At 45.2% G+C, this 20549-nt stretch carries 27 protein-coding genes; 26 read left to right on the top strand and 1 reads right to left on the bottom strand.

All coding sequences use genetic code 11. The features are described from left to right. Positions 1-444: 444 nt before the first annotated feature. The 6 genes from FYJ39_RS08620 to FYJ39_RS08595 all read left to right on the top strand — a co-directional run bounded on the left by FYJ39_RS08620 (position 445) and on the right by FYJ39_RS08595 (position 5631). Positions 445-645 (top strand): chemotaxis protein, encoded by a 201-nt coding sequence (locus FYJ39_RS08620; protein ID WP_154472067.1) that lies wholly within the window; start codon positions 445-447, stop codon positions 643-645. A 203-nt stretch (positions 646-848) separates the two neighbouring features. Beyond that, positions 849-1379 (top strand): DNA-packaging protein, encoded by a 531-nt coding sequence (locus FYJ39_RS08615; protein ID WP_328597534.1) that lies wholly within the window; start codon positions 849-851, stop codon positions 1377-1379. Continuing rightward, a complete protein-coding gene (locus FYJ39_RS08610; protein WP_328597533.1) occupies positions 1376-3217 on the top strand; it encodes a terminase gpA endonuclease subunit in 1842 nt (613 codons plus the stop codon). Before FYJ39_RS08615 ends, FYJ39_RS08610 begins: the two co-directional genes overlap by 4 nt. Further along, positions 3214-3462 carry a peptidylprolyl isomerase gene (locus tag FYJ39_RS08605; RefSeq protein WP_235919780.1) on the top strand — a complete coding sequence of 83 codons (249 nt, stop codon included), beginning with the start codon at positions 3214-3216 and terminating at the stop codon, positions 3460-3462. Before FYJ39_RS08610 ends, FYJ39_RS08605 begins: the two co-directional genes overlap by 4 nt. 2 nt (positions 3463-3464) lie before the next feature. After that, on the top strand, positions 3465-4979 hold the full coding sequence (locus tag FYJ39_RS08600) for a phage portal protein (RefSeq protein ID WP_154472066.1): 1515 nt from the start codon (positions 3465-3467) through the stop codon (positions 4977-4979). A 10-nt stretch (positions 4980-4989) separates the two neighbouring features. Beyond that, positions 4990-5631 carry an HK97 family phage prohead protease gene (locus FYJ39_RS08595; RefSeq protein ID WP_235919779.1) on the top strand — a complete coding sequence of 214 codons (642 nt, stop codon included), beginning with the start codon at positions 4990-4992 and terminating at the stop codon, positions 5629-5631. Positions 5632-5688: 57 nt separating this feature from the next. Here FYJ39_RS08595 and FYJ39_RS08590 read toward each other — a convergent pair whose 3' ends face one another. Continuing rightward, positions 5689-6090, bottom strand: a complete 402-nt coding sequence (locus tag FYJ39_RS08590; protein WP_154472065.1) for a type II toxin-antitoxin system HicB family antitoxin — start codon at positions 6088-6090, stop codon at positions 5689-5691. A gap of 370 nt (positions 6091-6460) precedes the next feature. Here FYJ39_RS08590 and FYJ39_RS20475 point away from each other — a divergent pair, with 370 nt between their 5' ends. From FYJ39_RS20475 to FYJ39_RS08495, 20 genes are all read left to right on the top strand, one after another. Next, a complete protein-coding gene (locus tag FYJ39_RS20475) occupies positions 6461-6616 on the top strand; it encodes a hypothetical protein (RefSeq protein WP_195840403.1) in 156 nt (51 codons plus the stop codon). 114 nt (positions 6617-6730) lie between these two features. Next, positions 6731-6916 carry a hypothetical protein gene (locus tag FYJ39_RS08585; protein ID WP_154472064.1) on the top strand — a complete coding sequence of 62 codons (186 nt, stop codon included), beginning with the start codon at positions 6731-6733 and terminating at the stop codon, positions 6914-6916. A gap of 119 nt (positions 6917-7035) precedes the next feature. Further along, positions 7036-7827: a Rha family transcriptional regulator gene (locus tag FYJ39_RS08580; protein ID WP_154472063.1), complete on the top strand. Its 792-nt coding sequence runs from the start codon at positions 7036-7038 to the stop codon at positions 7825-7827. Between the two features lies 1 nt (position 7828). Continuing rightward, the gene (locus FYJ39_RS08575; protein ID WP_154472062.1) at positions 7829-8074 is read left to right on the top strand and encodes a hypothetical protein; all 246 of its coding nucleotides are present in this window, start codon (positions 7829-7831) and stop codon (positions 8072-8074) included. A gap of 64 nt (positions 8075-8138) precedes the next feature. Continuing rightward, entirely contained in the window at positions 8139-8375 is a 237-nt protein-coding gene (locus tag FYJ39_RS08570; protein ID WP_154472061.1) for a hypothetical protein, read from the top strand. A gap of 18 nt (positions 8376-8393) precedes the next feature. Next, positions 8394-9953 carry a phage major capsid protein gene (locus FYJ39_RS08565; RefSeq protein ID WP_154472060.1) on the top strand — a complete coding sequence of 520 codons (1560 nt, stop codon included), beginning with the start codon at positions 8394-8396 and terminating at the stop codon, positions 9951-9953. 18 nt (positions 9954-9971) lie between these two features. After that, entirely contained in the window at positions 9972-10301 is a 330-nt protein-coding gene (locus tag FYJ39_RS08560; RefSeq protein ID WP_154472059.1) for a DUF2190 family protein, read from the top strand. Positions 10302-10317: 16 nt separating this feature from the next. Then, complete coding sequence (locus tag FYJ39_RS08555) at positions 10318-10668, top strand: hypothetical protein (RefSeq protein ID WP_154472058.1); 351 nt, start codon at positions 10318-10320, stop codon at positions 10666-10668. A 13-nt stretch (positions 10669-10681) separates the two neighbouring features. Beyond that, positions 10682-11014, top strand: a complete 333-nt coding sequence (locus tag FYJ39_RS08550) for a hypothetical protein (RefSeq protein ID WP_154472057.1) — start codon at positions 10682-10684, stop codon at positions 11012-11014. Then, positions 11011-11598: a phage tail protein gene (locus FYJ39_RS08545; protein WP_154472056.1), complete on the top strand. Its 588-nt coding sequence runs from the start codon at positions 11011-11013 to the stop codon at positions 11596-11598. The genes FYJ39_RS08550 and FYJ39_RS08545 overlap by 4 nt, the downstream gene beginning before the upstream one ends. Position 11599: 1 nt before the next feature. After that, positions 11600-12118 carry a hypothetical protein gene (locus FYJ39_RS08540; protein WP_154472055.1) on the top strand — a complete coding sequence of 173 codons (519 nt, stop codon included), beginning with the start codon at positions 11600-11602 and terminating at the stop codon, positions 12116-12118. Then, entirely contained in the window at positions 12115-12354 is a 240-nt protein-coding gene (locus tag FYJ39_RS08535; RefSeq protein ID WP_154472054.1) for a hypothetical protein, read from the top strand. Before FYJ39_RS08540 ends, FYJ39_RS08535 begins: the two co-directional genes overlap by 4 nt. Next, positions 12344-13843 carry a phage tail sheath family protein gene (locus FYJ39_RS08530; protein WP_154472053.1) on the top strand — a complete coding sequence of 500 codons (1500 nt, stop codon included), beginning with the start codon at positions 12344-12346 and terminating at the stop codon, positions 13841-13843. Before FYJ39_RS08535 ends, FYJ39_RS08530 begins: the two co-directional genes overlap by 11 nt. An 11-nt stretch (positions 13844-13854) precedes the next feature. Beyond that, positions 13855-14370 (top strand): phage major tail tube protein, encoded by a 516-nt coding sequence (locus FYJ39_RS08525; protein WP_154472052.1) that lies wholly within the window; start codon positions 13855-13857, stop codon positions 14368-14370. Between the two features lie 15 nt (positions 14371-14385). Further along, positions 14386-14721, top strand: coding sequence for a phage tail assembly protein (locus FYJ39_RS08520; RefSeq protein WP_154472051.1), 336 nt, complete (start codon positions 14386-14388; stop codon positions 14719-14721). Positions 14722-14897: 176 nt separating this feature from the next. After that, positions 14898-18260 (top strand): phage tail tape measure protein, encoded by a 3363-nt coding sequence (locus FYJ39_RS08515; RefSeq protein ID WP_154472050.1) that lies wholly within the window; start codon positions 14898-14900, stop codon positions 18258-18260. 25 nt (positions 18261-18285) lie between these two features. Next, positions 18286-18492, top strand: a complete 207-nt coding sequence (locus tag FYJ39_RS08510; protein WP_154472049.1) for a tail protein X — start codon at positions 18286-18288, stop codon at positions 18490-18492. A gap of 3 nt (positions 18493-18495) precedes the next feature. Beyond that, entirely contained in the window at positions 18496-19734 is a 1239-nt protein-coding gene (locus FYJ39_RS20885) for an XkdQ/YqbQ family protein (RefSeq protein ID WP_154472048.1), read from the top strand. A 12-nt stretch (positions 19735-19746) separates the two neighbouring features. Further along, a complete protein-coding gene (locus FYJ39_RS08500) occupies positions 19747-20157 on the top strand; it encodes a phage baseplate assembly protein V (protein WP_154472047.1) in 411 nt (136 codons plus the stop codon). Position 20158: 1 nt separating this feature from the next. After that, positions 20159-20548 carry a phage tail protein gene (locus tag FYJ39_RS08495; protein ID WP_154472046.1) on the top strand — a complete coding sequence of 130 codons (390 nt, stop codon included), beginning with the start codon at positions 20159-20161 and terminating at the stop codon, positions 20546-20548. Position 20549: the final 1 nt, after the last annotated feature.

Genomic DNA, 20549 nt, shown 5'->3' with positions numbered 1-20549 from the left:
AACATAAGAATTGGGCTTACCGGAGGCGGTGGCCTTTTTCCTTACTGATTTCCCGGCGTCTGAAACTTAGGGCGACCGGGTCCTCCTTTGCTGTAAAAAAATATTATAAAACATTGACATAGGGTTAACCCTATGATATAATATATACATAAGGAGGTGAGATACAGATGAGAGGACAGAGTAGAAAGAAAAAGCCCGATAGCAACTTAAAGACTTGGGCAGTCGGAGCACTAACGGACTTAATCATAGGAATCATCCTGCTACTGTTATCAAAGCTACTTGAGTAGCAGAGAGGGGCAAAAGCCCTTCTCTTGAACCTATTATAACACACTCATCTGTATAAAATCAATATGGCGGAAAATTTGAGATTATTAGGTATTATTTTTATTGCATTAGCTTTAGGAAAATTTGCCGTTGTTGTATATCGCATATGGAGGAAAAGAGATGACAAAAGGTAATCCTAATCCGCAAACCGTTGCGACTAATAAGTATCAGAAAAAAGCAGGTTACATGACTAAGGGATTTAAATTGAAACGAGAGGTTGTTGAACAATTTGAAGATGCCTGTAGGAAGACCGGAGTAAGCCAAGCCAGTCAGATTACAGAGATGATGAAGAAGTTCATTGAAGAACAGAATAAGCAGTAAAACAAAGGCATTCGTACATTGCGGGTGCCTTTCATTATGCAAGTATGCGGGGGAGTGATGGGATGGTTTTTCATAAGGTACTACCGGGTGAGGGGGGCTATGTGCGGGTCAAAAATGAGCGCGGTATTTTTCACTTTCCAGGCTGAAAAAATAGGGTATTTCCTTCCTTTTTTGGGGGTATTGGAGCAGGAGGTAAAGCGGCTGTGATAGTGAATCAAAAAGAATTATCTCAATGTCTGGGGATAAGTTCCAGAAGAGTCCGGCAGTTAAGGGAAGATGGGCTTTTTAAAATAAGCCAAGAAGGGCGAGGATATAATCTCGAAAAGAGTATTCAGGAATATATAGAGTATAAGATAAATGCGGAAACGGGAAGGCGGGCGTCTATCTCAAAAGAGGAAGTGCAAGCCGAACACGAGGAAGTCAAGAAACAGATATCTTTACTTAAGCTTAGGAAACTGAGAAGAGAGCTTCATGAGGCAGCGGATGTAGAAGCGTTTTTGTCTGATATGCTGATTCGTTTCAAAAATCGGCTATTGGCAGTCCCGAATAAATTAGCAATGCAGACTGCTGGAGAGGAAGATATAAACACAGTTATTCAAATTATCAAAAAAGAGCTAATCGCAGTGCTTGAAGAATTATCCAAGTATGATCCTGACGAGATTGACGGCCAAAAGGCAGAGCCTATGGACGAGCTTGAGGAACATGAAGATGGGGAAGAAGGGGACAGCGGGTGACACAGAGAGAACGGAATCGGAGAAAAACAAGCGCACTGTTTAAACGTGTTTTACAAAAGACCTTGATTGTTCAGGATGAGATTAAAATAAGCCAGTGGGCAGAGATGTACAGGGTTTTAGACGAAAGCAGCAATATTTCCGGGAAATGGTCTAATTCAGTTACCCCATATCTGGTGGGAATTATGGACGCGTTCAATGATCCACATATTAGGGAAATTTATCTTTGTAAGGGATCACAGCTAGGAGGAACGGAAGTTCTGATTAACATGTTAGGGTATATTATTTCCGAGGAACCAGGGCCGACAATGATTGTATATCCATCTGATGATTTGGCAAAGGACATATCCAACGACAAGCTAAAGCCAGCTTTTCGCCTGATACCCAAAATCAAGAAAAAATTCTATGAGAACAATTCAAAAGAATTACGTTTAAAATTTAAGGACATGACAATTTATCTTCGCGGCGCAGGTTCTCCGTCAAAGCTTGCTTCAAAAGCAATCAAATATCTGTTCTTTGATGAAATTGACAAGATGGGAGGAGCCTCAAAAAAGGAAGCGTCCCCCTATAACCTTGCGATGGAGCGAATAAAAACATTTAAGTCACAGAGTAAGGTATATGCTTGCTCCACACCTACATTAAAGACAAATTATATATGGTATCTCCATGATAGTTCGGATGAGGTACGGGAATACTTTGTGCCGTGTCCGCATTGTGGAGAAAAAATAAGACTGGAATTTGGACAGATAAAATTTTGCGAAGATCCGGGAAAAACAATGTCCCCTTATGAACGGGCCAGGACAGCGGTGTATATCTGCCCGGAATGCGGGTGCGAAATTTTGGACAAAGATAAGCCAAAGATGCTGTGTGAGGGTGAGTGGCAGGCAGTAAAGAAAAGGGGGATTGGAGCGCCTAAAACGGTAGGGTTTAGAATTAATTCTTTGTACAGCGTATTTGTGACATGGGCAGATGCGGCTGAAGAGTTCTTAAAATCCTACGAGGATCCGGAAATGCTTCAGAATTTTACAAATAGCTGGCTGGCAGAACCATGGGAGGATACGAAATTAAAAACTACTGAAGATCTGGTAAAGAAACGACAGACTGAATACAAAGAATATGAAGTTCCAGACTGGGCGGTGGAGCTGACAGGAGGAATTGACGTACAGGAAACTTGCGTGTACTGGGTTATCCGGGCTTGGGGAGAACACTGGACTAGCCAGTGTATTGCGAGGGGTCAGGAGCTGAATTTATGGAAAACAGATGAGATTATGAATCTAAATTATGAGAAAAGAGATGGAACGAAGCTATCCCCATCTCTTGTTTTAGTTGACTCTGGAGACCAGACAGATAAGGTTTATGACTTTTGTGTTGATACCGCAGATTATACCCTGCCAAGTAAAGGCGCAAGCAGGAAATTAGAAACCGATTATAAATTTAGCGTTATCAATAAAACAGGTTCCAGGGCAAATGGAACTACTTTAGTCATTATTGACACAGCTAAGTATAAAGATCGTATTGCGGCAAAGATGCAAAGGGAGAATGGTACAGGAGCCTGGATGGTGTTCGATGGAATTGATGATGATTATGCAAGGCAGGTGACATCGGAACATAAAATTAGCGAGCGTCAAGCCAACGGAAGCAAAGTGATGAAATGGGTTCAAAAGAGCGCCCACAGAGATAACCATTATCTTGACGCAGAGGTTTACGCAATGGCGGCTGCCGACATCAGAGGGGCAAGAACCTGGCATCTGGAGCGGTGTGAACCAGAACAAAGAAAGACAGAGTCAATATCCAAAGAGGAGCAGTGGATACAGGAGAATGAATTGGAAGGATGGATATGATGGAAGAAAATATGGATATCCCATATGGAACACCAGAGGAACAGTTAAGAACAATAAACGAAGCGATTTATAAAATACTGGCCGGAGGCCAGGCATATAAGATTGGCACGAGATCCTTAACGCGGGCCGATTTGTCAACTTTAATCTCTGAAAGAGACCGCTTGGAGGCTCAGATACAGGGCTCTGGCACAACATTGCTTTCCGGGGGCTATGCGGCAGATTTTGGGCCTGATAACAGGAGGTAGTTATGAGACTAACTATAATAGATAGGGTAATTGGTGCAATCAATCCAAAGGCGGGAGCAGCGAGGGCGGAATGGCGGAGCCGGTATGAAGCATATAGAGGGAATTATGATGCCAGTGATTCCGGGCGTCTTCAAAGCCAATGGAACACACAGAACCTATCGGGCGAGATGACAGATCGCTATGAACGTGATACAGTCAGAGCACGAGCAAGGGATCTGGAGCGCAATTCTGACGTAATGAATTCTATCTTAAGGGCCTATCGGCGCAATGTGATTGGGGGAGGGCTTCAGGTACGGGTTAATACGGGGTATCCAGATATTGACCAGACCTTGGAAAAGATATGGTCAAGATGGTGCCGTCGGGCAAACTGTGATGTGACCGGACAGCAGTCTTTTGCTCAAATTGTACGCATGTGCGTGCAGAGAAAAGTAACAGACGGGGGCATATTAATTTTAAAACGATATACGAATCAGGGAGTGCTTCCGCTCCAATTACAGGTGTTGGAGGTAGATGAACTAGATGCGACTCAGATCCAACCCAAAAAACAGGGAAATAAAGTGGTAGGAGGAATCGAATACAATCGCTGGAACCGCCCGGAGGGTTATTGGGTTCGGCAGTATGCCATTGATGGATATACGGCCTTAAAACCGGTTTACATTCACGCGAAGGATGTGATTTTTTATTATACACGGAGGAGACCATCCCAGATTCGCGAGTTTTCCGATCTTAGCCAGGCTTTGGTTCGGATTAAGGATATGAATGAGTTTATGACCGCTGTTACCGTAAAAGAAAAGATTGCGGCCTGCCTTGCAGTGTTCATCAAACGTGCGAATCCGTCAGGAACTCCAGGAAAAAACATACGGTCAGGGCAGAATATTGCTGTCAACTACGAAGGGAAAAGGGTCGTTCCTGGAATGATAATGGAAATGAATTTGGGAGATGAAGCTCAAATGCTCAATCCATCTGGACAAGGAACGGATGCTACCGCATTTATCAAGGCGCAGCAGAGAATGATTTCATCTGCAAATGGACTTTCCTATGAAGCAACATCCAGAGATATGTCAGAAACCAATTACGCATCTGCCAGACAGTCTATGATTGAGGATGATTTGACTTATGATGAGGAAAAGGAACTGCTAATTGAGGTATTCATGGATGAAGTATATGAATCGTTTGTCATTTCCTGCTGGTTGAAAGGTTTCATTCACGCATCAGATTTCTGGGAGAATAAAGAGACATATATGTCACATGAATGGGTTGTCAAGCCGAAACGGTGGATTGACCCGTATAAGGAAGCAAATGCAAATGGGATCGCACTTAAAACGGGTCAGAAGACATTCCAGCAAATTTGTGCAGAAAATGGCCGGGACTGGAAAAAGGTAGTGGATGAAATGGCAGAGGCACGGGACTATGCTGAACAAAGGGGAATTAATCTGATGACGATGGTGCTGGGAGCAGATGTGGATACTGATTCTAATGCAGAGGAGAATAAACAGAATGGGGAACATAAAGAATAGGAACCACCCAATGAGAAAGAACCCACAGGGAGGAGATGACTTCCGTCCAGTGCGTTTTATGGATGCAGGAATACGGTCTGTAGAAGGAGAGGGAAGTGAACGTAAATTTGAATTATCCTTTTCTTCTGAAGAACCATATACCCGATGGTTTGGAGTGGAAATTCTGGATCATTCGGCTGGAAGTATGGATTTGGGGCGGTTAGAGAGTATGGGAGTGGTTTTGTTTAACCATAACGCCAATAAAGTTTTAGGAAAAATTGAGAAAGTCTGGGTTGATGGCAATCGGGGAAAGGCGATCGTTGAATTCGACGATGACGATGAGGCTGAAATTATCCGTAAAAAGGTTGCTGGCGGGACGCTGAAGGGAGTGTCAGTTGGATATAGCGTGGATGCATGGGAAGAGGTGGCAGCTGGAAAAACTTCTTCCGATGGCCGATTCACGGGGCCATGCCATATTGCAAAAAAATGGACTCCTTTGGAAATCAGTATTGTATCCGTACCAGCAGATCCAACGGTAGGAGTGGGAAGAAGCTGCGAAGAAAGCCAGGATAGAAGTGCAGTCACAGCGATTTCCATATGGGAACGGATGGTACAGATTAATGAGAATCTGATTAAGAATATAAGAGAAGGAAATAGTGATGGAATGGATTGAAAAGCGGGGAACGTAATGCTGCATCCCCCGGAGACATGCTCCGAGGGATGCATTAAATCAGACATGAAGCTGTGACTTCAATGCCTCTTGCAATACTTGAGAAAAGTTTATATTGTGTTCCAGAGCAACGGCATTCAGCCAAGCAGGAAGTGTGACCGTTCGATTGACAGATCGGTTCATCTGTGCCATGCGGACAGATGGCATATAAACATCAATTAAAACAGCGCGTTCGTTAGAGGCAAGTTCTACTTGTGGCAAGGGGGTCGGAGAGGGGATTTTTTCTCCATCTTCTTCTAAGCCGTTGAGAACACAACCAAGCAATTCGCGGGCGGAGAGGAGCGCATCGTCTTCATTGATGCCACTGGTTGCACAATCTAAATCGGGAAATGTAACGGCAATTTCCTGATCGGGTTCATAAGTGAAAATCGCGGGATAGAAATAACGTTCCACCTTTTTCATAATAACACCTCCTAACATTTATATAGTGACACATACAATAATATTTGTCAATAAATAAAACACATATAATAATATTTGTTGAAATAAGAAGTGCTATTTTTATACTCGTTTTTATGTGCGACGCCGCACACGAGGGGGGTGAAGAAATGCTAATTGAATACAGGGGAGAAGTCCTGCTGGGGTATGCTCCTAGCCTCCCCACAAATATGAGTAAGGTTCAGCGAAAGGCTGGGCCTTTTTGATTTCACGAGGTAGGCGTGAAAAAAATTGAAAAACCTCTTGACTTTTGGGTGCACAAAAGTTATAATATAATTACAGTCAAGGAAAACTTGATGAGTAAGGCAGGCAAGGAGCCGGAAAGGAGAAAAAGATGCAGGATATGGGAATGACAGACAAGCAGTTTTGCGGATTTGTAAGATTTGTTCTGGATGCTTTAAAAGAAGTGAAGGAAGAACCGGAAAAGGAAAAGAAAGAAGATAAACTGGAAAAGGTTATCAGTAATCTCCAAAAGACATTGGAAGATTAAAAAGCCCTGCTTAACAAATAAGCAAGGCCAAAAAACAAAAGCAGGCGGCACTTGCCACCGCCTGCACCCAAATAGAATGTAACATAGATTTGGAAAAATGGCAAGGGTCAAGAGGTGATTCAAGTAGAAAAGAAGAAAACGGGTAGACCGACTGATGACCTTAAAAATCACGAATTAAAAATAAGAATGTCAGATTCTTATATGGAGAAACTGGAATTTTGTCAAAAAAAGACAGGAATGACAAGAGTAGATGTGATTAGAACGGGAATTGATGAAGTCTATCAGAAACTTAAAAAATAAAAGACGCCCGTACCACCTACCAAGTACACACGAGCGTCTCAACAAGAAGTTTCCTTCTGTAAATATTATAATGCAGAATGAAACTTCTTTCAAGACAATTTTGAAAGGAAGATTTTGCTATGCAGAAACAGATTGAACAGACATTAGATAGTCGTGAAGTAGCAGAGATGGTTGGCAAAGAACATAAGAATTTGATGAGAGATGTTCGTTCTTATGTGGAAGAATTAGGACAGCTCAAAATTGAGCCGTCCGATTTTTTCAAAGAAAGTACATATCAGAACAGCCAAAATAAGACAATGCCTTGCTATGACATTACCAAGAAAGGTTGCGAGTTTATTGCCCACAAGCTGACTGGCATCAAGGGAACAGAGTTTACAGCCCGATACATCAACCGTTTTCACGACATGGAGGAGACCATTAGAGAGGGCATCCCCCAGAAGAAACTAGATAAACCAAAGAAAGAGAAACTCCCTTCCGTTAACATGATGGTAAAGAATATCAGGGAAGCCTTGCATGATGCCGGAGTTGATTCCAAATACATAGCTGCCGAGGTTGTAAGAATCTATTCTGATTCTGGTTATCCGGTAAATGTGCCGCTGGTTTCTGATGTTCCGAAACTCTGGGACTGCACCAGTATTGCGAAAGAGCTTGGTATCTACTCGGAATCTGGTAGACCGCATGATAAGGCAGTCAGTGCCATTATTCAGAAACTTGACCTTTTTGCGGATGAAATCGTGAGAACTGCTTACAGCCGAAATGGCCATGATGGTGTAACAGTGCAATATAAGAATAGTGTGCTGGAAAAGGCCAGAGAGTGGCTGGAAGAAAATAATTACCCCTTATTGATAGAGTTCCGGCTTGCAAATGGCAGTATCAATAAATGCCGGGCTTATTATGGGGAGGTGGCCTAAGATGAGTGAAATTGAAAAGATTTATTACACATACATGGATGATATTAGCCTTGGTGGAGACAGTGAGGAAATTATTCAAGCCAGGGAGGTCCTTTATGAGCAACTGGATAAAAAAGGTATGTCTTCATATGATTATGAGGATCACATAGAAGATTTAGCATCCAAACATGAAAAACAGGGATTTCTAAATGGCTTTAAGTATGCTATGAGTATAGCGTTAGAATGTATGCAGACAAAAACAACATAACAATAATCAGAACGTCCTTCGGGGCGTTCTTTTTATACCAATATCGGGAAAGGAGGAAAGCTAAATGAGTAACCTGGAACAGGCTATGAAAGCGGCAGCAGCGGCGCTGACGGGACAGGAAGTTAATGAAATTCCTGATAACCTGGAAAGCATCTGCTCTTTTATTGCTCAAAATTACAAAGCGCAGTCAGCGGCTCTGTTTAAGCAGGTGGAGGCTCCAGCTGACGCATTGGCAGCGCCAACCAAGGAAGAATTTAACGGCCTGATTGCAAAATTGAAAGAAGCTAAAATTTTTAAATAACAGGAGGAAAGAACACGCATGACAGTACAGGACATGATTGCCAGACAAAGGCAGCTTGCGGAGACGGCGAGAAGAGAGGGCCGCAATTTAACAGAAGAGGAGCAGACAGAGTTTGAAAACCTGCAAAGGGATATAGATGCGGGAGGACAACCGGGAGCTCTAAATGAAGGAAATCCGAATAATAGAAACAGAGGAATCGAATCCGGGTCGATGAACGAGCAAGGAAATATACCGGAAATAGAGAGCGCAGAGCAGAGAGCGGCTATAGCGGAGCGCTCCAGGATCCGGGAGATAAGCGGATTGTGTCAGAGATTTGGCATGGATCCGGAACCGTATATTTCCAGAGGGGACACGATGGAACAGGTGAGGGCTTCGGTTCTGGAGCAGTTGGAGAGAAATGGAGCCCCCTTATCTGCCAGGGTCACACAGGATGCCGGGGATAAAAAAAGGGCTGCTATTGTTGACGGCATCCTTTTGCGACAGGGGATTGCGGTAGATAAACCAGCCCCAGGAGCGAATGATTTCAGGAACGCAACACTGAAAATGATTGCGGCAAACTGCCTGGCCGATGAAGGGGAGGGCGAACAGCGGAATTATTATATGGAATCGCCGGACGAAGTTTACACAGCGTTGATGCAGCGATCATATTTTAACCCAACTGCGGCATTCCCGTCCATTATGGATCAAGTAATCCGGAAAGCATACGTAGAGGGGCATAAGACAGCCCCTGTGACCTTTGACCAGTTTACTACGCGTGGGGTGCTGACTGATTTTAAAAAGGCAGATAATTACTATGTACAGGGTGGATTTGGGGAGTTTTTGGAGGTTCCTGAAAACGGGGAATTAAAGCATACTCTGACGCAGGATGAAAAATTGCCCCAGAGACAGCTGAAAACCTACGGACGCCAGTTTACAATGTCCCGTAAGGCGTTTATCAATGACGACATGGGAGTAATTACCACTATGCCGAATCGGGCAGCCAAGGCGGCAAGAACTACAATTAACACTCAGGTATACAGGATATTGACTGAAAACCCGAAGATTTATGATGGAAAAGTGCTGTTTGGAAGCGACCACAAAAACCTTCTGGCCAAAGGAACCGGTATAACCCAGGATGCTGTGCAGTCTATGATTCTTGCGCTTGGAGGACATAAGAAAGCGATAGATGGCAGTGAGCAGGCGATTATTATCAGACCGGCAGTTATGATTGTTCCTCTGGGGTACAAATTTGCTATGTATACGCTGTTTAATTCTGCGACAATCAGCGCGTCAGGAGATGTTAACCCTCTGTACCAGTATCGTGATACAATCCGCGTAGTGGAGGATGCTACACTGAATGCCCAGGTAAAGAGTGGAGCGATTCCGTGGTTCCTGGCGGGGGATACCAATGATACAGATTTTATACAGGTGGATTATTTGAACGGGCAGGACATCCCCACCATACGCCGCATGGAGGCTCCAGGGCAGCTTGGGTTTATATGGGATGTTTATCTTGACTGGGGAATTACGGTTCTGGATTACAGGGGTGCGGTAAAAAATCCGGGAGCGGAAGTGAAATCCCCGATTGAACTTGCTTAATTAAGAGGAGGAAGAACCATGGCAAAGACGGCAGTATATATTCAGCGCGGAGAGGCGATTGACTATAAAAATACAACGGATGAACGGATTCCGGCAAATACGGTGATTTTACTGGGAGAACGGATAGGAGTTGCAGGCGGTGACATACCGGCTGGGGAAGTGGGAAGCATACATATGAATGGGGTATTTGAAATTCCCAAAAAGGCTGGAACAGCTCTTAACGCTGGAGATAATGTAGTGTTTACTGAGGAAAACGGAATTGATAAGGCAACGGATGATGTGATGGGGTATGCTGTTGAGAACGCAGCAGCAGAGGCCGCAGCAGCAAAGGTAAAGCTCATAGGATAAGAAGGAGGAAAAAGGGATGGCATACGTAAAGAATACATGGAGAGATGGCGATATCATTACAGCGGAAAAGCTGAACCATTTAGAGGATGGAGTGGAAGAAGGCGGAACGGGCAGCCAGGGCCCGGCAGGTCCCAAGGGAGATAAGGGAGACCCAGGCCCGGCAGGGCCAGCAGGGCCAGCAGGAGCCCAAGGCCCCAAAGGGGATAAGGGAGATCCAGGAGCGGCGGGGCCAGCAGGAGCGGGGCTGACGGGCATAGCAGCCGTGTTAACCAGCGTTGCGCCAGATGCCCAATTGACAGCAGCGGTTACAAAAATCAATGAGATTGTGGGGATTTTAAATGCCAGGGGAGTAAGTAAGGCGAAATAAAGGAGAAGTTCCCATGGGATTTAAAGAGATTGTATCTGAAGATAATCAGGATGTATTCCTAAACCCGGATGAATTTGGAGCCTATCACGATATCTGCGGCCGAAAGCTTCGGATCATAATTGATGATAACGAGATGGTAGAAAGAGAAAAGAGAAAAAGAACTGGTCAGGAATATCGGCAGGGGATTTATAATAAGCAGGTTCTTTTTTATGTGCTGGGGCGGGATTTCGGCCCGCTTCCGGCAGTAGGAAGGTCTCTAAAGCTGGATGGCAGGGACTTTGTAATAACGGATGCTATCAATGAAGGCGGGATTTATTCTATCAGCATGGAGGCGGTGAGAGCATGAGCTCCTTAATCTTGTTAGGCGTTGACACTGAGCAGGTCAACGCCATTTTTGAAAAATTAGAGAATAACGGCAAGGCGAATCAAGTCCTAAAGCAGGCGTTAAATGAGACGGCAAAGCAGGCCAGGGAACGGCTGTCAGAGCAGGCGAAGAAGGTTTACGCGATTAAAAAGACGGCTTTCCGTAAGGATATGAAGATTAAGAAGGCAACCGTATCCAAGCCTCAAGCAAGCATTGTGTCAACTGGGAGAGCGAATAGTCTGTCAGATTTTAGAGTGTCTCCGGCAACGGTGAGAAATGGGAACAATCGCCCAAAGATTACGAAAGGAAAGGTTTTAAAAAGCAGCCGGATGAAGAGGCTTGAAAAGGGAGGAATTAAAGCTTTCCTGGTGAAGTTCAAAAGCGGACATAAAGCAGCAGTGGAACGCTCATCCAAAGCATCGTACCCTATTCAGGCCTTATATAGCCCGTCTGATCCGGTCATGCTTGGAAGCGAAAAGCGGACATATGGAATTGTAGAGCCGTATATTGAGAGAGATTTACATGAAAACCTGCATCATTTTATAGAACAGGCTTTAGGAGGATAATATGACGACGAATCAGCTTCAGGAAGCTTTAATTCGAGAGATTGAGGATATTTCCAGGGATATAAGTTTCGTTAATTACAAGCAAGAACCGGCTGCTCTGAAAGGATACCTTCAAGCGATTCCCATATTCCCCGTTTTTGAGAACCAACCCCTTGGGACGGATTATGATATGCTGTCGGAGGAAATGACTGAAAACAGGCTTTTTCCATATTTTGTAGTTCGTGTGGACGGAGCAGAATATTGCAAGCCTAAGGAGGATATGGGAGAAGTGAACCAGGCCCACGTCATGATTGCGTTTGCAATATATGATGACAATCCAGAACTGAAAGGATATTTTACTCTGACAGCAATCATGGAGAGAGTAATCATGAGGTTCCAAAGAAATCCTGTTCTGGGATCGTTTTTTTGCAGCAGAACCATGAAGACAGCATATCAGGAGGATGACGCCTTTCCCCAGTTCTTCGGAGGGATTGAGATGCTCTGGTATCTTCCGGATATTAGCGTGGAGGGATTTACATGAAACAGACGATGGTTTATATTGGGCCGTCCATTCAAAATGTGATTGTGACTGGGACGGCATTTTACGGGGGGTATCCCCCTCATATAGAAGCGGCCTTAAGGCGGCATCCGTATTTAAACGATCTGATGGTGCCGGTTCAAGAACTGTCACACGCAAGAAAAGAGGTGCGTAATCCGGAAAGCGCACTGGGAAGAATCTATAGGAAAGCAGAAGGAGGAAATTTATATGGCTTATAGGCATGGAATTGAAGTAACAGAAAAAGAAACATCATTCCCAAGCCCAATGTCCACCAAGTATGGAGTGCAGGTGATTTTTGGCACTGCCCCGGTGAATCAGGCAAAGAACCCATATGCATCTGTTAATAAGCCGGTTAAGGTAACTACATTTGAAGAGGCGGAAATAAACCTGGGGTACAGCGAAGATTGGAAAACCTACACTCTGTGCCAAAGCATGTACGCAAGCTTTAAATTGTTCCAGATTAGCCCGGTTGTTTTTGTCAATGTGCTCGACCCAAAGAAGCACAGGAAGGATATAGAGGCAAAATCATATGAGGTAAAAAACCATCAGGCAGTTGTGAAAACGACCGGTTTTTTACTGGATGAGCTGACGGTGAAAACGCAGAATGCAGACGCGCATGTTGGGGAAGCCAGGATAGGCGAAGCGGTTACAGGAGGGGAAAGCGTTACGCTTACAGCAGATACCGATTATATCGCGGAATTTGATGAGTATGGATATCTGGTAATTACAGTTTTGTCTGCCGGAAAAGCGTATGAGGCAACACAAATAACAGTTAGCGGCAAGGTGATAGCGCCTGAGATGGTGACAGAAGAAGATGTGATCGGTTCTTATGACGCGGCTACTGGAGCGGAAACCGGTATGGAGGTATTAAGACAGGTATACCCCAAATTTGGCCTAATTCCAAGCATGCTTCTGGCGCCAGGATGGAGCCAGAAGCCCAATATCGGAGCAGCCCTCCAGGGAAAGTGCGAAGATATTAGCGGCGCTTTCCGTTCTATGTGCCTTCTGGATTTGGATACGGCTCTTGCTAAGAAATACACTGACTGTGAAAAGATAAAGGCAGATATGGGATATAATGAGGAGCATTCTATCGTGCTTTGGCCTGAACTACAGATGAAAGGAAAGGTGTATAGCTATTCGGCGGTGTATGGAGCAATGATGAGCTACCATACGGCATTAAACAATGATGTGCCGTATATTTATCCATCTAATAAAGACTTGAATGTAGACGGGGCGGTTTTGGAGGATGGAACTGAGATTCTTCTGGATCAGATTCAGGCTGGCTTTCTGAATGGAGCCGGAATCGTAACGGCATTTAATGATTTGTCTTGGAAGGCATACGGGAATAATACAGGCTGTTACCCGGAAAATACAGATCCAAAGGATCGCTGGATTGGATGCCGCCGGATGTTTGATTATGTTTCCAATTATTTTGTAGTGGCATACCGGAAAAAGCTGGACGGAAATATGAATCGCCGTCTGGTGGACGACATTGTAAACAGCTTCAATATCTGGGGGAACAGCTTGACAGCAAATGGTATGTGCGCAGGCATATATGCGGAATACAGGCCAGAGGAAAATACAGTGGAAGATGTTTTGGCAGGGCACTTAAAGCTAAGAATTTATTTTGCGCCTTATACGCCAGCTGAGTATATCAACGCAACCATGGAATTTGATGTGGCGGCGCTGGAAGGCGTAATGGCATAGGAGGAATTGTAATGTTTAAGACACATCTTATTAATCGGTTTAATGCATATAAAAATGGAAAGCAGCTCATTGGGGTGGCCGGGGAACTGACGCTCCCAGAAGTGACAAACCTGACGGATACCATGGAGGGTGCCGGAACCGGCGGAAATATGGATATCCCGGTTGTAGGACTGATTGATGACATGGAAATGGAAGTATCCTTTATGTCTTTGTGTGAGGATATTTTTTCAGTTATGGATCCAACCGAATCTGCGGATTTGACGCTAAACGGCGCTTTGCAGGGATCGGATGCGGGAACGGGTATAGTCAAATACCAGCAGATCAGTGTTTCAGTCAGAGGAATGCTTAAAAAGTTTACGCCAGGCTCTATGAAAGCAGGAGGGAAAATGGGCTCCAGCGTTACGCTGGGGCTCAGCTATTATAAGGTGGTATTGGATGGAAAGACAATGATTGAAATCGATCGATTTAACGGTATCTATATCATCAATGGAAAGGACGTCTTAAAGGAAGTAAGGGACATGTGCTAAGAAAGGAAAAACGCAATGGACAAGAAAGAACCGAACATGACAAACGAATCAAAGAAAGACTGGCTGATATTGAATCTGAAAACTCCGGTGGAATATCAGGGAATGAAAATTACGCAGTTGGATATGACAGGACTAAGAAATATGACAGGCCGGGATCTTAACATGGTCTATGACTTGTATATGGCCCAGGGAGGGGGAGGCGTTGCCATGCAGGAGAGCACACTTTTGTTCGCGCAGGTAGTGGCGTCCAGAGTGTGTGGGTATCCAATCGAGGCGATCATGGAGCTTAAGGCAAAGGATTCGGTATATCTCAAAAACCGGGTATATCGTTTTTTCTTCCTGTCGGAATAGGCTGCGCTGAGGATATAGAGAAAGCAAACCGGGCATTCATTGCTGCGGGACGATTTACAAAATCAGGCCCCCAATTTTTTTATGACCTTCCGATTTATCAAGCAGCCCGTATGGCCAGGGAAGCAAATGATTTGGCGAAGGAATTACAGCAGGAAATGAACAGGAGGCGGAGATAGATGGCAGGGAAGAAAAAATACGAACTTGAAATCATGATATCAGGCGGGACAAATGCCTCTCTTTCCGCTTCTATTCAAAGGGCGAAGCGTGAAATCAGTTCCCTGGAACGACAGGCTGGCTTATCAGCTAAGGCAGTGGGAGATTCCTTTGGCGGAATGAGCGTGAAGGGAATTGATACCCTGGGGAAAATTTCAGATCAGGTATTTGGCGCGATAGCAAAGGGAAGCAAGGTAGCGGCTGCGGGAGTTGCCGGATTGATTGGCGCATCCACTATGGTGGGGATGGGATTCGAGCAGCAAATGAGTACGGTGCAGGCAATTTCCCAGGCTTCAGCCGCAGATATGGAGAAGCTGAACGCTTTGGCTAAAAAAATGGGGGAAACCACCCAGTTTACGGCAGAGGAAGCCGGACAAGGCTTAGAGTATATGGCTATGGCTGGCTGGAAAACCCAGGACATGCTGAAAGGGCTTCCGGGAATTATGAACCTGGCCGCCGCGTCTGGGGAAGATCTTGGGAGGGTATCTGACATTGTCACAGATGCAATGACGGCATTTGGAATGGCAGCGGATGAGTCGGACAGGTTTGCTGACGTGCTTGCGCAGGCATCCAGCAGTTCAAATACAAATGTTGCCATGATGGGCGAGACATTTAAATATGTAGCGCCTGTTGCCGGATCGCTCGGATACACAATCGAGGAAGTAGCTCTGGCAGCCGGATTAATGGCAAATACCGGGATTAAGGCTGAGCAGGCTGGAACCGCAATGAGAACCATGTTTACAAACCTTGCAAAGCCAACAAAACAGATGCAGGGTTACATGGATGCGCTCTCTCTGTCATTGGTAGACGAAAAGGGAGAGATGAAATCGCTGAGCCAGCTATTAAATGATTTAAGAGCGGGCTTTTCAAACCTGACGGAAGCGGAACAAGCAGAATATGCCGCAGGTATTGCAGGCAAGGAGGGAATGTCTGGCCTGCTTGCGATTGTGAACACTTCGGAGGATGATTTTAAAAAGCTGACGGAAGAGATTAATAACAGCGCCGGAGCCGCTGAGGCGATGTCGAAAATGAGGCTGGATAACCTGAAAGGAGATTTAACCCTTTTGTCGAGCGCAGCCCAGGGTGCCGGAATCGAACTTTACGAAGGTTTTTCTGATGACATGAGGGAGGCAGCTCAATATGCAGTCGCATGGGTATCAAGCTTTACGGACAGACTGGAAGAAGATATACCAACGGCTCGGAGACTGATGAAAAACTTCGGAAAATGGCTGGAAGAATTTTTCGGGCCTGTTATGGATATAGGAAAATGGCTGGCAAAAAATCCCCAGGCCATCGAAGGCGGGATCGCAGGAATTGCATCAGCCCTTCTAACATTTAAGGCGGTAAAAGCAGCAAAAAATGGCGTGAAGTTACTGTCATCGCTTTCCGGCATAGTCTCCGCATGGCCAGTAGCGGCGGCCGGATTGGCAATAGGGGCAATCGTAGGAATCACAACCGCAATACAAGAAGCGGAACGGAAAGCCGCACAGCAAAGCCTGGCTGAACATTTTGGAGATATAACGCTATCTTTAAAAGATCTGGAGGAAGCAGCCAGGAACACGCTTGGGGAGGGACTTTTCCAGAGCATAGACGAGCTGTCAGAAGCAGGGGAGAAAACCTCCAAAATCTACGATTCGATGCAGTCCGGGATAAGGGAGATCAATAAGGCCGGGTGGAAGCTTTCCCTGGGGATAAAATTTGATGAAAGCGACACACAGTCTTATGTGTCCGCGGTAGACCAGTATGTGAAAGATGCCCAGGAATACATTACAAGCCGGGGATATGAGTTGAAGCTGGCTGTAGGCATTGTTATGGGAGAGGAGGGAGACGGATTATTAGAGAACAGTGACGCATTCTACCAATCCCTGTATAACCAACTGGAGCCGCTGAAACAGGGGTTACAGGAAACACTTCAGGACATCACGGAAAATGGGCTGACACTGGATAAAGATAAAATCGTTAGGGACTACCTAGATGAAATTTCTGAAGTGACCGCCATGATATCCGATGCTCAAAGCGCTGCAAAGCTCCAGATGATACAAGATGATTTTTCGGGTGCAGCCCTAACGCCAGAGACGTTCCAGAATTACCAGGATGCGTTAAATGAATATGCAAAGGAAGCCATTGAAAGCATTGACAGTTCTTCCGAACAAATATTGGCGTCCCTGAATGCACAGAGAATGTTGGGAGAACAAGGGAAGGATGGAGGCATATCCCAGGAAGAGTTTGAGGCACAGTCAGAAGCGGTTAGGCAGAAGCGTTATGCGCGAAAGGCCCAGGTTCTTAATGGTGTGTACCAGGCTACGCGTGATACCGTTATGGATACCTATGGAGGCGATATCGCCCCGGCGTTGGAAGCAGTCAACAAGTCATTAGATGAAAGCTTAAACGGATTAAAAACAAAGGGCCTGTATGCGCCTGAAGATTGGGGCAATGCTGCGCAGATAGCCGTCCTGGACGCTGCAAGCCAAAACCATATGAGCAAAGCAAATAAGGATGCCATAGGAGAGCTTTTAAAAGGAATGGAGCCAAATCAGGAGCAGATGCAGCTCTTGATTGAGCAATATAAAAAAGCAGGTGGCGATCTAAATGACGCAATGGTGCAGGGCGTTCTGGAGTCCATGGATGAGGCGGACGCATTAGGCGCAGTATCAGGAAACGAGGATTCTTTGTGGTCGCTGCTTGGAAAAAAAGCAGCCGATGACCCTGTCATGGCAACTGCTATACTTGCTTCAAAGGAAGCTGGGGCAAAATATGGGGATTCATGTATAGAAGAAATAAAACGTAAACGCCCAGAAGCGGTGCAGGAGGCAGAAAATTTCCTAAGTGCGGTAAGAGCTAGGCTTGAACAGGGTATAGTTCCAGTGACAGTGCCATTGCCGGTTAACCTTCAAGCGGTGGAGGCATACAGTCGTGGTGTAGATATATCTGGAAAGACAGATTCTCCAGAGAACAGAGCTAGAGGATATAAAAATGGTGGAATTGTTAATTCAAGGCAGTTTGCTGAAGTTGCAGAAGAAGGGCCGGAAGCCATCATTCCTATTGAACATTCAGGCCGTGCCTTGGAGCTGTGGAGGGAAACAGGACGGTTATTGGGAGCTTATGAAGAACATAATTACGATCGGATGTATGAGGGTCTGACAGCCGGGACGATTGTAGAGAACAACAGCAGCTCGTCATTTGCGCCGGTGTGTAATCTAACCATCAACGTTCCAGGAGGAGAAAGCGTCAGAAGCCAGATCACAGCAGGCGCCAGCGAGGGGTTTGATCGTTTTATTGAATATATGGAACGTTATAAAAGAGAACAATATCGGGCGGCATTTTAAAATCAACTAAGGAGATGGTGGAGCTATGGCGTCAACCTATAGAACAATCCAGGGCGACACTTGGGACATAATCGCCAAAAAGGTTTACGGTGAAGAACGACACCTTGATTATCTGATGGAGCATAATTTCCCTTTGCTGGATTATTTTATTTTTCCGGCTGGCATAGAGCTTCAGACACCGGATCTGCCTAATAGGCAGCCGGACGATCTGCCGGAATGGAGGAAAGGTTAGACAATGACGATGACACGCAAGAAAACAGTGAATGTTGTATATAACGGGATTGAGGTATGGAAAAGCCTGGATCCTTATTTGGAATCATTTTCATATTTTGATTCTGTGGATGAATCAGACAAGATTTCATTTTCGGTAAACGACCGCGATTTAAAATGGGTTAACTCCTGGATACCCCAAACAGGTGATGTAATTCAGCCATCTGTTATTCTTGAAAACTGGAACTATGAGGGCGAAAAGATGACTGTAGCCTGCGGGGATTTCGTGGTGGATGATTTTTCCTTTTCATCCCCTCCGTTGTCTGGCAGTATTAACGGCGTATCTGCACCGGTCAATACAAGCTTTAAGGAAACCATGAATACAAGAACCTGGGAGGCGGCTACGATTAGCCTGATAGCTTCGGAAATCGCTTCCAAATATGGACTGACCAGCATTTATGACGCTCCAGAGATACAGGTGGCAAAAACGGAACAGAGCAACCAGGCAGACAGTGATTTTATAAAATCCCTCTGTCAAAAGTATGGGCTTGGAATGAAGGTATACGCAAACCGTTTGGTCATCTGGGATTATAAAACCTACTTTAAAAAACGTCCGGTTATTGTTCTGACGCCTCAGATGGTGTCAAAGTGGAGTTATCGAAAAAGCATGCAGGGAACCTATACAGGGGCTAAAGTGAGCTACACAAATCCGGCTACGAAAAAAACAGTAGAGGTAATTGTAGGAACGCCGGAGCGACTGTACAGGACAACACAGAAAGCAGACAATGAAGCCGATGCAAGGCTGATTGGCGAAGGAGCTGTTCTAAACGCGAACCGCAAAGCTGAAACGATGCAGATTACTCTTTCGCCAAAGCTTTCCATTATGGCCTGTATGACCGTACAGCTTTCAGAGTTTGGAAAGATGGACGGGATTTATTTTGTGGAGCAGGTATCACATACGATTGGACGGAAGTCATATACCATGCAGTTAAAGCTGAGCCGGATTACAGAAAATGGAGAATCAGGGAATGGTGAAACCGCAGGCTCTAATGCATCTACAGCTGGAGCGGAGAGCTATGTGATAAAGAAAGGTGACACTTTATGGGATTTGGCTAAGAAAAAATACGGGAATGGGTCTAAATATACCCTGATTTATGAGGCGAATAAGGATGCCATTGAGGCAGATGCAAAGAAACACGGGAAAAGCAGCTCGAATAATGGATATTGGATATATCCAGGATTAACCATTACGATACCGGCATAAGAAGGAGGGCTTATGGAGGATGTAGTAAGAGTGGGAAATATATCAGCGGTTGATCCGGATGCTGGAATGGCACAGGTATATTATCCTGATCGGGACAGCACGACGGCTCCGCTTCATCTGTTTGCATTTCATTCCGAATATGCCCTGCCAAAGGTAGGCGATCAGGTAGTGGTGCTGCATTTGTCAAATGATACTAGTTCTGGCGTGATACTGGGACGCCTCTGGGGGACAGCAGAGCCTCCACAGGCTGGAATGGCTGGCTACAAGAAGGTGTTTGATTCAAATGCGTGGGAAGAATTAAAGCAGGGACGATATACGATTCACGCAGATGAGATAATTCTGGAGGGGACAGGGGGGAGCTGCACACTTTCACAATTAATTGACTTGGAAAAGCGCATAGAGCGATTGGAAAGGAAGGAATAATATGGTTGGGTTGCTTGGAGAGCTTAGGTTCCGTGTTGCTGACAGTCGCATTTTGACGTTTCGCAATTTTAAGCGTGAAATAGCTTCGACTTGGAACAGCCTGGATCGAATCGGCCTAAAGCCAATCGTAGAATATGGAGGGGCCAATTTGCAGACAGCGTCATTTGAAATAGTATTGGATGCCTCTTTGGGAGTCAGGCCAAGTAAACTTTTAAAGACACTGGAACAAATGGCAGAAGCTGCGCAAGCTTATGAATTAGTAATTGGAAAGAAAATGATAGGAAAAAACAAATGGGTGATCACCAAATGTTCGCAGGCATATGACTATATACTGAGAGGCGGAGAGATCTACAGGGCTACCGTGTCATTAACGCTCCAGGAATATGTATGAG

Source organism: Clostridium porci (genome assembly GCF_009696375.1).
Classification (GTDB): Bacteria; Bacillota; Clostridia; order Lachnospirales; family Lachnospiraceae; genus Enterocloster; species Enterocloster porci.
The sequence above is the reverse complement of the archived record's forward strand: the minus strand, read 5'-3'. Positions and strand labels throughout refer to the sequence as shown.